The sequence below is a fragment of the Synechococcus sp. H55.10 genome (assembly GCF_047502715.1).
In the GTDB taxonomy this organism is placed as follows: Bacteria; Cyanobacteriota; Cyanobacteriia; order Thermostichales; family Thermostichaceae; genus Thermostichus.
This window is the reverse complement of sequence record NZ_JANSJJ010000040.1, coordinates 16,688-30,407: the sequence shown is the minus strand read 5'-3', so window position 1 is coordinate 30,407 and position 13,720 is coordinate 16,688. Positions and strand designations below refer to the sequence as shown.

12 protein-coding genes and 1 tRNA gene are annotated in these 13,720 nt (G+C 62.1%); 3 read left to right on the top strand and 10 right to left on the bottom strand.

Going from position 1 to position 13,720, the window contains the following annotated elements; genetic code table 11:
* Window positions 1-156: 156 nt before the first annotated feature.
* The 5 genes from NW858_RS03385 to prmA all read right to left on the bottom strand — a co-directional run bounded on the left by NW858_RS03385 (window position 157) and on the right by prmA (window position 6,305).
* Complete coding sequence (locus NW858_RS03385) at window positions 157-1,626, bottom strand: glutamate-cysteine ligase family protein (RefSeq protein WP_414519785.1); 1,470 nt, start codon at window positions 1,624-1,626, stop codon at window positions 157-159.
* Between the two features lie 115 nt (window positions 1,627-1,741).
* On the bottom strand, window positions 1,742-3,235 hold the full coding sequence (locus NW858_RS03380; RefSeq protein ID WP_414333603.1) for a hypothetical protein: 1,494 nt from the start codon (window positions 3,233-3,235) through the stop codon (window positions 1,742-1,744).
* Between the two features lie 6 nt (window positions 3,236-3,241).
* Window positions 3,242-4,501, bottom strand: coding sequence for a histidine--tRNA ligase (hisS, locus tag NW858_RS03375; protein WP_414509494.1), 1,260 nt, complete (start codon window positions 4,499-4,501; stop codon window positions 3,242-3,244).
* Between the two features lie 95 nt (window positions 4,502-4,596).
* On the bottom strand, window positions 4,597-5,397 hold the full coding sequence (locus tag NW858_RS03370) for a 16S rRNA (uracil(1498)-N(3))-methyltransferase (protein WP_414509495.1): 801 nt from the start codon (window positions 5,395-5,397) through the stop codon (window positions 4,597-4,599).
* A complete protein-coding gene (gene prmA / locus NW858_RS03365; RefSeq protein ID WP_414337713.1) occupies window positions 5,370-6,305 on the bottom strand; it encodes a 50S ribosomal protein L11 methyltransferase in 936 nt (311 codons plus the stop codon). The genes NW858_RS03370 and prmA overlap by 28 nt, the downstream gene beginning before the upstream one ends.
* A 425-nt stretch (window positions 6,306-6,730) precedes the next feature.
* Here prmA and NW858_RS03360 point away from each other — a divergent pair, with 425 nt between their 5' ends.
* Complete coding sequence (locus tag NW858_RS03360) at window positions 6,731-7,558, top strand: hypothetical protein (protein WP_414509496.1); 828 nt, start codon at window positions 6,731-6,733, stop codon at window positions 7,556-7,558.
* A 31-nt stretch (window positions 7,559-7,589) separates the two neighbouring features.
* Here the strand turns inward: NW858_RS03360 and NW858_RS03355 are convergent, their stop codons facing one another.
* Together NW858_RS03355 and NW858_RS03350 are read right to left on the bottom strand one after the other, a co-directional pair.
* A complete protein-coding gene (locus NW858_RS03355) occupies window positions 7,590-8,339 on the bottom strand; it encodes a phycocyanobilin:ferredoxin oxidoreductase (protein ID WP_414519783.1) in 750 nt (249 codons plus the stop codon).
* Window positions 8,340-8,566: 227 nt separating this feature from the next.
* Window positions 8,567-8,653: transfer RNA gene (locus NW858_RS03350), tRNA-Ser, on the bottom strand.
* A gap of 120 nt (window positions 8,654-8,773) precedes the next feature.
* On the opposite strand from NW858_RS03350, the gene panB reads away from it, so the two are divergent.
* Window positions 8,774-9,559 (top strand): 3-methyl-2-oxobutanoate hydroxymethyltransferase, encoded by a 786-nt coding sequence (gene panB / locus NW858_RS03345; protein WP_414333614.1) that lies wholly within the window; start codon window positions 8,774-8,776, stop codon window positions 9,557-9,559.
* A 42-nt stretch (window positions 9,560-9,601) separates the two neighbouring features.
* Here the strand turns inward: panB and NW858_RS03340 are convergent, their stop codons facing one another.
* A complete protein-coding gene (locus tag NW858_RS03340) occupies window positions 9,602-10,018 on the bottom strand; it encodes a hypothetical protein (RefSeq protein WP_414333616.1) in 417 nt (138 codons plus the stop codon).
* 166 nt (window positions 10,019-10,184) lie between these two features.
* Between NW858_RS03340 and NW858_RS03335 the strand changes: the two genes are divergently transcribed.
* Window positions 10,185-11,780 carry a hypothetical protein gene (locus NW858_RS03335; protein ID WP_414337705.1) on the top strand — a complete coding sequence of 532 codons (1,596 nt, stop codon included), beginning with the start codon at window positions 10,185-10,187 and terminating at the stop codon, window positions 11,778-11,780.
* On the opposite strand, the gene NW858_RS03330 is transcribed toward NW858_RS03335, so the two are convergent.
* On the bottom strand, window positions 11,774-12,985 hold the full coding sequence (locus NW858_RS03330; protein WP_414337703.1) for a glycosyltransferase: 1,212 nt from the start codon (window positions 12,983-12,985) through the stop codon (window positions 11,774-11,776). The two genes, NW858_RS03335 and NW858_RS03330, sit on opposite strands and share 7 nt — an antisense overlap.
* 18 nt (window positions 12,986-13,003) lie before the next feature.
* A complete protein-coding gene (locus tag NW858_RS03325; protein WP_414333622.1) occupies window positions 13,004-13,417 on the bottom strand; it encodes a PH domain-containing protein in 414 nt (137 codons plus the stop codon).
* Between the last annotated feature and the right edge of the window lie 303 nt (window positions 13,418-13,720).

The following is a 13,720-nucleotide window of genomic DNA, read 5'->3' as shown; positions in this document are numbered from 1 at the left end:
GCGAACTGTCTCATCCTTAGCTGGAGGTAAACAACTGGCTGTCGTGCTTGTGGCTTAGGTCGCCGCCCTGACCTTTGAGAAAGCATCCCTTCCGATGCAGGCATGCCCAAGCGGTGACCTATCCCCCCCGCCGGCAACTATGGGGAGACGGCTTCCCTAGCCGAGATCCCAGGTGTGTACCGGCTGACCTTGCCGCTGCCGTTCCCAGTAGGCACAGGTCAATTGTTGCATATCTTTACCATGCCGGGCCACGTAGCGGCGCTGCCAGGTGGCCCCATTCTGCCCCGACTCGACACGGCCGCGGAGAATGCCCAGGTACTCCTGGATGTCCTGGGGCGCCAAGTCCAGTTGCGCCAAGCCCGCCTCTGCTTGCGGGAGCAGCTCTTGCAGCAACAATTGGCGCAGGGATCCCTGCCAACCGTTGAGCCAGGTGATGGGGGCCTCGAGGCCGAAGCGGGCGGCCGTATAAAAATTGGCGCGGCACTGGGCAAAGCTCAGCTCCTGCTCCGGGGGAAGAGGTCGGGATCCCAGAGCTTGCACCAGGCCAAAGTAAAAGGCCGCATTGGCGATCATGTCCGGCAGGGTGGGGCCTGCTGCAGCCACCCGCTGTTCGATGCGCAGGTGGGGAACGGGATCCAAGCCGATGAGGGGGCGGTTCCAGCGCCAGATGGTGCCGTTGTGCAGACGCAGGTGGGCCAGCTCCGAGGGAGCAGCGGCTAACCTTTGCGGCAACACCACCGGGTAGCGGTGCAGATTTTCCCAGAACAGCTCCATTAGGGATCCCTGGACATAGCCTTGCCCGAAGGTAACGCGAGCTTGGTGGGTGGGGGCGAGGGGGGGTGGGCCATCCAAGGCTTGCTCAAACACCGGGATGCGGGTTTCCGCCCACAGGTCGTGCCCAAACAGATAGGGAGAATTGGCTGCCAGGGCTACCAAGGGGGCCGATACGAGCAGGGAAGCGTTGAAGTAGCGGGCTGCCTGGTGGGGCGACACCTGCAGATGGATTTGAAAAGAGGTGGTGGCTGCCTCCAGCATAACGTTTGGGTGGGTGACGCGCAGCAGGGTGGCAGGCCCTGCGATCGCCAGCCCCAGGGGCGGGATCCCTGAGGGTTGCTCGCGCCGGTGCAGTTTCAGGATCTGCTCGTTGAGGGCCAGGTAGCGCTTGCGGGGGGAGATCATCTCCAAAGTGAGCTGCTGCTGCTGCAGCGTGGGCAAAATGCCGATGGTCATCAGCCCCGCCTGCAGTTGCTCGGCCACTCGGCAGCAGCGATCCCAGGTCTGTTCCAGCTCTTGGCGGAGCTGCTGCAGAGCGGATGCAGCCAAAACCTGGGGCCGGCTGTTGAGCTCGATGTTGAAGCGGGCCAGTTCCGGCACCACCAGCGGGTCGTTGACAGCCTCCAGGTAGGCTGAGTTGATCGGGGCCGGATCCCCCTGAGGAGTCACCAGCCAAGCCTCCAGCTCAAACCCACCCACCGGGGATCCCTGGGCAAAAGGCTGACAGGCGGGATCCAGCCCCGGCGCGGCGGCCAGCCAGCGGTCCAGCAGATCTGTCTCCTGCTGCAGCCGAGCTTTGAACTCGGCAAAGTCCTCTGCGCCAAAGCTGAAGGAGGCAATCTCCTGGCCCATCGAGACAACTCCGCGGCTCCCCTGGATGAGAACATCGTAACTACTCTTGTCAGCCCCGACTTGAGCACGAGAAGGAAAGAACTTCGTGATAGTTAAGCCACAAGATCACCCCGACCTAGGGCAAGATAGAGCGGCGCTCCGTCACGCGGTCGCTCTGCTGCTGGCGATCCGGGCTGACGGCCCAAGCCTCGAAGATCAGCTCGGGGACACCAGGAGGGATCGTCAGGCGGGTGAGGGCTTGCCACTGCCCTTGGTCGTCGCGGGAGAAGTCCAGCAACCAACGGGGCCCATCCACCAAAGAGCGGGTGCGGCCATGCTTCACCCAAAACTTGATCCAAAAAGGAGCTTGATGGGGCGATCCGGCAGGGTCGGCCATGGGGGGCAAGCGCAACACCACATCGAAGTTGTCTCCGGCTCGGAGTTGCTCCGGCACCACCAGTTGAGGAGTGGGACAAAGCGAGTTTGAGGACTCCGTTCCGCTTACGCGACCAGAGCCCTCCGGGATCCCAGCCCGTGCCTGCGTTGGCAGGACGGACTCTAGGCAGGGTGGCTCAGCTTGGGCAGGTGAGGGAGGCAACTCTGCCGTCTCCGCTGGGGACTCCGTCCAAGGGTCGCGAACAGACAGAGGTTGAGCAGATTGCAGGGGATCGTCCTCGGGAGAGGGGGTCTCGCGCTCCCGTCGCAGGGTGGAGTCTTCTTCTGGGGCGCTGTGCTGCCAGATGCGCAACAACTTTTGCAGGGTGCGTTCCGGAGACAGCAAGGTTGGCGTCGGGGCGGGACTGCTGCTTGCAGCTTGGGGGGAGGCTTCCCGCAACTGCGGGATCCCCGAAGAGGAGGCAGGCAGCTCTCCACCTTGGCTTCGGCAGCGGATGGAAAAAGGAATGGTCAAGGGTTGCCGGTTGGGATCCCCCCACGAGGAAGGGGTGAGGCGCAGTTCTCCCTGCAAAGGCTGGAGCCAAGCGTGGCTCGGCAGAGTGATGGGGATGCTGAACACCGCCGTCCGAGCTTCTGCCGGAAATTGGATCAGCCGTTGCCCTTGGAAAATTGGGTTCTCTCCCCCTTCTTGCCAAACCCGTACCCGTAGCTCGCCGCTGCAGCCGATCCGCCCCGTCAACACCAGCACCTCATCGGGGGATCCCTCCAATTCGCTGTGCATCAGGGAAAACAGCTCTGGTGGGACGGCAGCCGCTTTGGTCTGGGCAGAGGGTTCGGGCCCCGTTGGCTGGGCCGCCAAAGGTGCTGCGGGTTCCGGCTGAGCTGAGACGGGCACAACCTGGAAACGCAGGCAGTTGTTCAGCTCTGTCTCACCGAACAGCTCGGCGATCAAATCGGCATCGCGACAGTGCAATTCCCAAAAGCCAGGGGTGAGGTGGGTGGCCGGCAAAATGATGCCGATCCCTTCCTCGTTGGTGCGCACTGAACGGGTTTGGATTTGCGCAGGAGTGGCAGCAGTGGATCCTGGATTCTGTCGGACTTCCACCGTAATGGTGAAGTGGGGCTGGGGGGAACGGGCAACGATGGTGTAGGTGTCCTCTTCTAGAACGGCCCCCTCGGCTGGTACCGGCTGCCACTCTTCTTGGCCGTTACGCCGCACCCAAAAACTCAACATCGCTCATCACCTCTGGGACGCCAAATACTTCACCAGGTCAGCTTGCAAGAGGGTTTGCTGCTGCCCCGTGGGCAAGTGCTTGAGCTGCACTTCTCCGGCCCCAGCTTCTGCATCTCCCAGCACAACAGCCCAAGTGGCGCCGCCGCGGCTGGCCCGTTTGAACTGCTTGCTGAAGGCGCTGCCGCTGAGATCCAGCTCGGTGCAAAAACCGGCCTGGCGCAGGGCTTGGGCAATTTGAAGGGATTGAGCCTCGGCTTTGGCTCCGCGGGAGATCACGTAGATGTCCAGCGGCCTTACCACCCCCTCTGGCTGCTTCTTTTGCAACAGCAACACCAGCCGCTCCAGGCCAATGGCCCAGCCCACTGCCGGGGTGGGAGGGCCGCCCAGCTCTTCCACCAGGCCGTCGTAGCGACCGCCCCCGCAGACGGTGCTCTGGGATCCCAGCTCCGGCGAGATGATCTCAAAGGCGGTGTGGGTGTAGTAGTCCAAGCCGCGCACCAGGTAGGGATCCAGCTCAAAGGGGATGTCTAGGGCTTGGAGATGGGCCTGCACTTGCTCAAAGAAGGCCCGCGAGTCGGCGCTGAGGTAATCCGGCAGCTTGGGGGCCCTCTCGGCAATGGCACGGGTGCGGGGATCCTTGCTATCCAGGATGCGCAGCGGGTTGCGGCCAAGGCGCTCCTGCGAGTCGGGATCCAGCTCCTCCTTCAGGGGGGTGAGGTAGTCCACCAAGGCTTGGCGGTAGGCCCGCCGATCCTGCGGATCCCCAAGGGAGTTGAGCCGCAAGGTGAGGTTCTCCGCCCCCACCGCCCGCAGCAGATCCCAGGCCAAGGCGATGACCTCAGCATCGGCGCGGGGATCGCGGCTGCCCAGCAGCTCCACCCCCAACTGGTGGAACTGACGCTGCCGCCCTGCCTGGGGACGCTCGTAGCGAAACATGGGCCCACAGTACCAGAGGCGCTGCACATCGCCCGCCACCTGCAACCCGTGTTGGATGTAGGCCCGCACCACGCCGGCGGTGTTTTCGGGGCGCAGGCTCACCTCCTGCTCGCCGCGGGTGCTAAAGGAAAACATCTCCTTGCCCACCACGTCGGTGGCGCTGCCAATGCTACGGGCAAAGAGTTCCGTCAGCTCCAGAATCGGGGTGCGGATCTCCTGGTAGTTGGCCCGCCCCAAGATCTCGCGGGCGCTGGCCTCCACGCGCTGCCACAGCCTCACCTCCGGCGGCAGGATATCGCGGGTGCCCCGCACCGCCTGGATCATCTCCATGCCTGCTCTCCCTTTTTGGAGCCGCGCCAATGGCGATTGTTGTTATCCATCCATCAATTATCGACGACAGCGCTCCGCACTGCTAACAAGACAGGCTAAGCTCGCCCAGAGCGAGGATGCCGTTCGAGGAGCGGAAGCAGATCCCAGCCCAGGTAGGGGGTAGCAATTTGGCTGGCGGCAACAACAGCGGCGGTGGTGGCCCGCAAAATGGTGGGGCCGAGAGAGACCGGTACTCCCCCATGTTCCTCGGCCTGCCGACGTTCGGCAACTGTCCAGCCCCCCTCTGGGCCGATGGCCATAGCCAGGACGAGCTCCTTCTGCGGCATCCCCAGCTTCGGCAGGGCTTGCACCAGCAGGGGGACGTTCTCTCGAGCGACGGCTATACCCCACCAGTCGGCCCTGAGCTCGGCCAGCCAACTTGTCCAAGGGGTCGGGGGATCAACCTGGGGCCAGCGCAGCCGCTCACATTGTTCGGCGGCCTCCTGCACAATTTTCTGCCAGCGTTCCCGCCGGCCAGATCCCGGCTCCACCACGGTGCGCTCCGTCAGCAGAGGAGTAATGCGTGCTGCCCCCAGCTCGGTGACCTGGCGAAACACCTCATCAAACCCCGGCCCCTTGACCACCGCCAAGCCCAGATGCAGGTAAACGGGCAACTCCCGCGGCAGCGTCTCCACCTCGCCCGCAATTTGGGATCCCTGCGGCTGCCAATGGGCCAGCCACAGCTTGCCGGAGCCATCCAACACCAAGAACGGATCCCCCGGCTTGAGGCGGCGCACCCGCTGTAGGTAGTGCCGCTGCGGGCTGGTCAAATGCAGCCCACCAGCGGGATCCCGCTGCGCCGGGTCGATGGCCAGGCGGGGCAGGGAACTCAGGTCGTGCGTGCGTTCAGACAGCACCACTCCCCCCGTCGCCAGAGGGCTGCCACCACCCATTCATTGGCCTCCAACATCTCCGCCACCAACTTGGCCTGCTCGATGAGGATACCGCTGAGGATCAGCCATCCCCCCTTTTTCACCACCAGGCCAAACTCCGGGATCATATCCAAGATCACGTCCGTCAAGATGTTGCACACCAGCCCGTCCACCACCTCGGGAATATGCTCCAGGCTGCCTTGAGCCACCACAATGCGATCCGTCAGGCCGTTGAGATCCCGGTTCTGGAGCGTGGCCTGCACCGCCAGCGGGTCGATGTCCACCGCAAACACCCGCTTTGCCCCCAAAAGAGCCGCCGCCACCGACAAAATGCCCGAGCCACAGCCTACATCGGCCACCGTCACCGCCAGGGGATCCCCGCTCTCCAGGCGCATCTCCAAAGACTCCAGACAGAGCTGGGTGGTGGGGTGCGTGCCCGTGCCAAAGGCCATGCCCGGATCCAGCCGCAGCAAGAGACGACCGGGGTGGGGGGGTGGATCCAGCCAGGCCGGACAGATGAGCAGCTTGTCCCCGACCGGTTCGGGCTGCCAGTGCTGCTTCCAACTGTTGCTCCAATCCTCTGCCTCTATGCGTTCCCAGCGCAGTTTGGGAAGGGGCTGGCCGGCAACAAGGGCGTCTTGCCGCAGGCGCAGCGCCAGAGCCGCCAAATCCAGAAGCGTGGCGCGGAACCAGGGCAAATAGGCGTGAATGCTGATTCGATCTTCGCCGTAGGCCTGGCTGGCCATGCCCTGACAGCCAAAGCTCTCCAGCCGCCAAAAGATCTGATCCTCCTGGGCAGGGGCAGCAATGATGTTGAGATCCCACCAGGCCCCAGCCGGATCCGGCCCTTGGGCAGGCGAGAGCGGGCTGAGGTTGGCAACGGTCGTGCTCACTAGGGATCCCTTCAACAAACCTAAGGAAAACCGAAATGTTGGCTAACAGAATAGTGATCCAAGTCGCCAGCAGGCTAGCACTTAATACAGCACTCTACATCAGAAATTGGAGCCCTCCCCTCAATTCATCGTTTAGGCTCTAAGAGCCTGCCCCATTGTTCCTGGTTAATCTGGGATTTGAAGGCGCACGCTGTTGGCTCAGCAGCGACGCAGGGATCAACTCCCCCCAATTGGGGGATGGCCCTCAGCGGTTCCTTGGATGTCCAGCTCAGCCTTATGAGATAGATTAAATCCAAAAGTATTGAACAAGAATTGGGTACAGCGTTGACGTTCACTTCGAGCCCCAGTGATTTTACGGATAGATGGGGTTGGGTTAGGGCGTGTTGAGGAACGATGGAGAAGGAGCAATGCAGGTGGCAAGGCCGATGTCAACCGAGCAGTCAGCGCAGCAGCCGAAGGTGGCTCCTCTTGCCAGAGGGGAAAGGGCTGCCCATGAGGATCCCCAGCCGCTCAAAGTCAGCACTCACAAGGACTCCGTCCCGCTGACGCGAACGGCTCTCATGCAGCGCTTCAACCAGAGCTTTCCGCCTTTTTATAGCCAGTTTGTCAGCAGCGAGGTGCAGGCCCAAAATCTGCGCTTGGCCTATGCCCTCTACCAAACCCGCAAGGCCGTGGTACAGATGCAGGACGAGCGCGGCAAGACGGTGGTTTGTCTGGCCTATCGCAACCGACCTTCTCTGCTCAGCGACCTGTTTGGGGTGCTCACGGCATTCAATCTCTCGGTACACGGCATCCATCTCTACGGGCAGATCTACGCACCCCACTTGGTTTTTATTCGGGTCACTGTCTCCCGCGATGGCCACAGCCTTTCTGCCCAAACCAAGCTCAACCTAGAACGGGCTATTCACGAGTGCTTGGCAGGAGTGTTTCCCGTTCATGAAACCTTGGCGCTGGAGTTTGATCTCAAGGCCGGCTTGAAAGACACCCAGGTTTCTTTTTATTTTGACCCGGTGTTTCATCTGCCCACGCTGTTGGTGGATGTGGACAACCAGCCGGGCGTGTTTTACCGGGTGATGACCGCTCTGGCGCAGGAGGATTTGACTGTGGTTAACCTCAATCTGATGCTCCGCCGCAAGCAGACGCGCTTCATTTTCTACTTGCTGGGGCCGGATGCAACTCCAACCATGCCAGAGTTCCTAGGGCAAAAATTGGCGTTGAGCATCCGGCAGCGGCTGCAAGGGGATCCCGTCTAGAAAGGACTCCGTTCGAGTAGCGCGAACGGCACTAGATGGGCATAGGACTGGGGGGCAAGTCAAAAAGGACGGTGCTCATGTAGCGCTCGGCCCAGGCGGGGCCAAAAGCTTTTTCTAGAACGCGGCGGGTGCGGTCGTTTTGCTGTTGCTGGCTGCAGTAGCGCTGCTGCCCTTGGTAGTGGGCCAGGATCTGTGCGGGATCCGTCTGCGGGGGGAGCTGTTGCGCCAGCCGGCAGTGGATTTCCAGATAACGGCAGGCGAAATCCAAAAAGCGGTCGGCTTCCGCCTCATCGCCGGGCCGGATAAACAGACAGTAAGGGGAAAAAATCGTCCCCCACGGCGGCAACTGGCGCCGGTTTTGGAAAGGGGCGAGATGAGCTCCCAAAGCTTCCAGCTCTTGGACATAGGGATCTGGCAAAGTGGGGGTGACCGGCGAGAGATCGACGATGGCGGCGCTCACCTGGCCGCGGCCGGCCACAATATCACAGCCAAACAGCGGCAGCGGGTACTGCGGCTGCGGAAACATGACGCAGTGGAGAATATCCAGGCTTTGCCCGGCCTGGGCCAGCTCCAGGTGCAGCTTGCGAAAGGGATCCCCTTGGTAGCAGCGGTTTTCGATCTGCAATTTCTCCCCCTCTAGGCGGCCCTCCACATAGCCCAGATCCTCCGGCAGGGCATAGGGAGCCAGGGCGAGGTGGGATCCCCAGATCTCTAGGATCGCCTCGCAGAGACGCCGGATAAGGGGGTGCAGTTGGGTTTGCAGAGCAGGGGCGGTGAACATGGGAGCCAAGAAGACTGGTTAAGCGACAAGTCCTCGGAAGCCCCGCCGGGCCAATCCCCAAAGGTGCCTTCCTGAAACCCAGGTTTCAGTAAGCTGAGGTGGGACTTAACAAAGCAAGGGATCCCAGCCAGTCCAGGGCTGCCGGGGGCTTTGGCGGAGGTTGAGAGGGCCGGGTGCTGACCCTACCAGGCGTTGGCAGCGTTGAGCGCCATTGGATTGCTCGAAGACGGAAGGGGTGGGATTCGAACCCACGGTGACCTTGCAGTCACAACGCTTTTCGAGAGCGTCACAATCAACCACTCTGTCACCCTTCCAGTCTGCATAGGGCTTTACCATCTTAGCGGCAAACCGGATATCCTGCTCAAATCCCCCGCAGGATGCAGTTGATGGGAAAGTGCTCCGCACCGGCGGAGCCCAGATGAGATCATGAGGATATGGTTGCTCTATCCATTCACCACTTTCGCCAGGCCAAACAGGCGGGCCAACCCTTGGTGGCCCTTACGGCTGCCGACTACGCCACGGCGCGGATTTTGGATCAGGCCGGCATCGACTTGATCTTGGTGGGCGACAGCCTGGCCATGACCAACTTGGGGTATACCAGCACTCTGCCCCTGACCCTGGAACAGATGATCCACCACGCCCAGGCGGTGCGTCGCGGGGTGGAGCGGGCCTTTTTGGTGGCCGACTTGCCCTTTTTGACCTATCAAGTCCACAAAGAACAAGCTCTCCTCTCGGCAGGGCGGCTGATGAAGGAGGCAGGGGTAAACGGGGTCAAGCTGGAGGGGGGCTACCCCGACATGGTGGAAACGGTGGCCTTTCTCGTACAGCGAGGGATCCCAGTTTTGGGCCATATCGGCCTCACCCCGCAGGCCAAACATCAACTGGGGGGCTATCGCCAGCAGGGCAAAACCACTCCAGAGGCCGAGCGCCTGCGGCAGGAAGCCCTCAGCCTGGAGCAAGCCGGAGCCTTTGCCCTGGTTCTGGAACACATGCCGGCGGAATTGGCTGCCCAAATCTCGGCCCAGGTGGGGATCCCGACCCTGGGTATTGGGGCCGGGCCAGCCTGCGACGGCCAGATTCTGGTCACCCACGACCTGCTGGGGCTGAGCGAGCGGATCCCACCTTTTGCCAAGGCTTATGCCAACTTGAGGCAGGCGATCCAAGAAGCGGTGGAAGCGTTCGCCGAGGATGTCCACAACAAAGCGTTTCCCCCCCCCTGAAGAGATCCCCTGCAAACTTGGGGCGGCCGCTGGCAGCCTCTGTCAGGGATCCCTCACCAGCACCGTCCCGCTCACCACAGCACTTTGCCCCAACCGGTCGAAGACCCGCAAACTGAGCAGGTAGGAGCCGGGCGTCAAGCTCAGGGGGGGGCGAATGCGGAAGCGGGTTGTACAGGACACCTCTCCAGACACACAATTGACTTGGGCTGCCGATAGCGTCTGAACCTCGATCCCCGACCAGGACACCTGAAACGCCAGCTCCGCCGGGATCCGACCCGGCACCGACACGGAAACCCCCAGCTCCAAAAAACCGCCCCGGCTGACTACAGACGGAATGTCGCTGCTGGTAATTAGAGGTGGCAGAGGAGTGTTGGCGGTGATCGCGTCGGCACCGCAACTAGCCAGGGTTGTCCCCAGCAAACCCAGCAGCAGTAGCCAAGGTTTGGATCCCAGCTTCATCACAAGGTTCAGCCCGAAAACTCATCTCCCCAGTATAGAAGCGGCGGCAACAGGCTTAGCGTCAGTTTTGGAAAAAGCTAAAAATTTACGCCACATATAGTGCCAAGCTGGATTTTCGCCCAGGCCATCTGCTACAGTAAGGCCCATAACCTGTCGAGCAGTGGTCATGGAAGGGGAAGAGGAGCTAAAGGCTTTGCGGGCGCGGGTGCGCAGCCTGGAGCGATCCCTGGCAGAATCGGAGGCGCTGTCGTTGCAGCAGATTGAGTGTACCCATCGCTTGGAACGTCAACTGCTGGAAGCGCAGGCCCAGATTCAAGAGCGGGATCAAGCTTTGCAGGCGTGTCAAGAAGAGCGAGAGCGGCTGGCACAACGTCCTACCCTAGAGGCTTTTCAACTGCAGCAACAGCACATCGAAGAACTGCAGAATCTCCTGTGGGAAATGGAGCGCCGTCCAACGCTGGAGCACTACCACATTCTGCAGCAGCAGTTGCAAACCAGCCAGACGGAAATCGAAACCCTCAAGACAGAATTGCAGCGGCGCGTCGATCCGGCCCGCTTTTACCAACTGCAGCAGGAGCTCCTGGAGCTGAAACAGCAGGCCGGCCAATTGGCGGAATACGCCGTCAAGTTGCCGCAGGTGCAGCTTTTACAAGCCCAATTGCAGCTCCGTGTACAAGAGCTGGAAGAGGAAAAGGCGCAGTTGCAGGCGCAAATCCAGGAGCTGGCCGGTCGGCCTTCTGCCCAGGAATTGGAAACCCTGCGGACGGAGCTGGAAGCTGCCCACCGCCAGGCCGAAGCGGAGTGGCAACGTCTGCAAACCCATCTGGAGGGCGAAAAAGCCCACCTCGAGGCCGAGCTGGCCACGGCCCGGCAGCAGATTTGCCAGTTGGAGGAACGCCCTACTCCGGAGCAGTGGGCGCGCCTGCAAGCGGAGCTGGAGCACCTGCGCCAACAAGCCTCTTTTGCCAAAGCGGAGCGGGCCACTCTCCTGGAAGAGTTACAGCAGAGCCAGCAGCGGCAGGCGGAGCAGGCCCAGCAAATTGCCAGGCTGGAAGCAGAACTCCAGGCCTTGCGCCAAGAGCCACCCTCGGCAGCAGCCCCGGTGGATCCCAGCGGCGAGGTAGAGCCTCTGCAGGCCCAGCGGATCCTAACCCTAGAAGAGCAGGTGCGGGCTCTCACCCGTGAGCTCGACGCCCTGCGGGCCGAGCGGGATCAGCTTATGCAAGAGCTGGACCAGCGACCCACTCGAGAAACCCTGGAGGAACTCCGGCGAGGGCGGGAACTGGCCGAGGCCCACCATCTGGTCAGCCAAAAACAGATCGAGAAGTTGCAGCAGCAGGTGATGGCTTTGAAAACCGAGTGTGTGCAGGCCCACGCCTACGCGCAAACTCAGGAAAAAGAGGTGGCCCTATTGCTGCAGCGTAACCAGGAGCTGGAGGAGCAACTGGCCGCCCTGCGGCAGTCGGCTCCCTCTCAACCTGCGGCTGTCGAGGCCAGGTCTGGCCGTCCGGTTGGTGCTGCGCACCGCTGGCCCGACCAGGAACGGGCGCCTGAGCAGCCTGCTCCCTCCCCAACCACCGTCCGCCCCACAACTGGGAGAACGCCCGCCGGCGGGATCCCGACTCTGACCCTCGAGGAACGGCAGGATCGGGCGGAAAAGCTCCTAAGACGCTCCGCCTTGGCCTCTGCACGGGCCGGGGGAGAAGGGGGTAGTCGCAGCCGCATCGAGTTGCCGGCTTTTGTGCAGCGGCGGCTCTACTGAGCGCTCCATTCTCGGGGATGCAGCGGCTCTCCCGCCTGAAAACGGGGCCAGGCCCAGCGCAGCAGGGATCCCAGTTGGGCATGGAATCGCTGCGGGGCAAATTGCAGGGCGTGGGCGCGAATCTGTTGCGGATCCCATTCCCGACGATCTGCCTGGCGCAGCCCTTCCACCAACGCTTCCACGCTAGCCTCGGGAACGAGGATCCCAGTTTGGCCGTGGACGACGGTCTCGCGGGTGCCGCCTCGGTCGAGAGCGACCACGGGGCGGCCACAGGCTTGTGCCTCCACCGGCACCAGGCCAAAATCTTCCTCCCACGGGAACAGCAGCACCCGGCAGTGGGCCAGCAGCTCCTGCAGACGGTCTTGGGGCTGGTGGGGTAAAAACTCGACTCGTGGCCCTGCCAGTTGCTGAAGTCGCGGCAGCTCCGGCCCTTCCCCCACGATCAGCAGGCGGCGGCCCAGCCGTTCACAGGCCGCAATGGCCAGATCCACCCGTTTGTAGGGCACCAACCGCCCCGCCACCAGGTCGTAGTCGGCTCTGGGATCCGCCACCGGCTCGAACCCCTGCAGCGGCACCGGCGGATAGATAACGACCGCCTCGCGGCGGTAGAGCTTGGCGATGCGGCGGCGGATGTGCTGCGAGTTGGCGATCAACAGATCTGGCCGTTGGGCCGCCACAAAATCCCACTGGCGCAAGCGGTGCAAAAGCCATTGGCTGATCGCATAAGTAGGACGTAGGGCCCGCATCCCCGCCCGTTCCAGGTAGAGTTCCCGGTTTTCCCAGAGATAGCGGGTGGGGCTGTGGATGTAGCTCAGGTGCAGCGTTGAGGCCCCTGTCAGGATCCCTTTGGCAAAGGCATGGCTGCTGGAGATCACACAGTCATAGGCGGAGAAATCGAAGCTCTCGTAGGCCAAGGGCATCCAGGGCAGCAGATACTTGAGGCGACCATGGTAGTTGCGGCGCAGCACCCCCAGCCATCTGGCCCAGCCCTGCAGAAAAGAAGTGTGAATCGACAGCTTCTGCCAAGTCGGCGGCAAAGTGTGAGCCGAAAAAAGGCTGACGTACAGAGGTGCCTGCGGAGCAAAGGTCAGCAGCTCCTGCAAAACCTTTTCCGATCCTCCTGGCCAGATCAGGTACTCGTGCACCAGCGCCAGGCGCTCAGGCCAGGCAGGATCCCGGCTTGGGAGAGTGGGGACGACGGCCACGGGAAGGGATAGGCACGGTCAGGACTTGACAAGACGGCGTTTTTGGCCAATCGGGCCGCTCACCTGCTTGGCTTTTTCGTCGATCCGCTCGTTGATATAGTTGTAAATTTCGCGGAAGCGAGGCAGGGCCCGCATCTCCAAGCGGCTGCCATCCTTGAGGGTGAGCACCATATCTCCCCAGACGCCCAAGCCCCGTGGCACGATGACCACCTTGGCGATCTCGCTGTAGATCACGTCAGAGCGCTCCTTGCCGCCCCAGCCGCCGATCACCGTGATGCGGCGACTGGTAATCCGGTAGTGTACCCAGAGCTTGCGCACCAGTGCTCCCACAAACAAAGGCAGGCCGACCAGCGTGGCCCCGATGAAGGAGTTCAACACCAAATCGCCACTGTGAGGGCCACCCTCAAAAAAAACCTCTTCTTTTATAGCCATGTCCAGCTCACTTGCTGCCCCACGTCAACCCGAACGATCCTAAAAACAATCGTGACATTCTCCCGTCACCGACTGCAAGCGGTACGGCGCCGGCTTTCCCACATCCCTGTTGGGCTTTTCCGGCCATTGCCAACGATGGAGTTTCCCTTAGCTGTCCCGGGGCACTTCCCAACCCGCCCAATCCCACCATTCGAGCCGCCGCCCGCCGGGTTGGCGAGCAGGGGAAGCAAGTAAACTACCCGCACTCTAGGCGTCAGCATGAGTGCGGGCTTTGGGTAGCCCCGCAGTTGGTAAACCAACGGC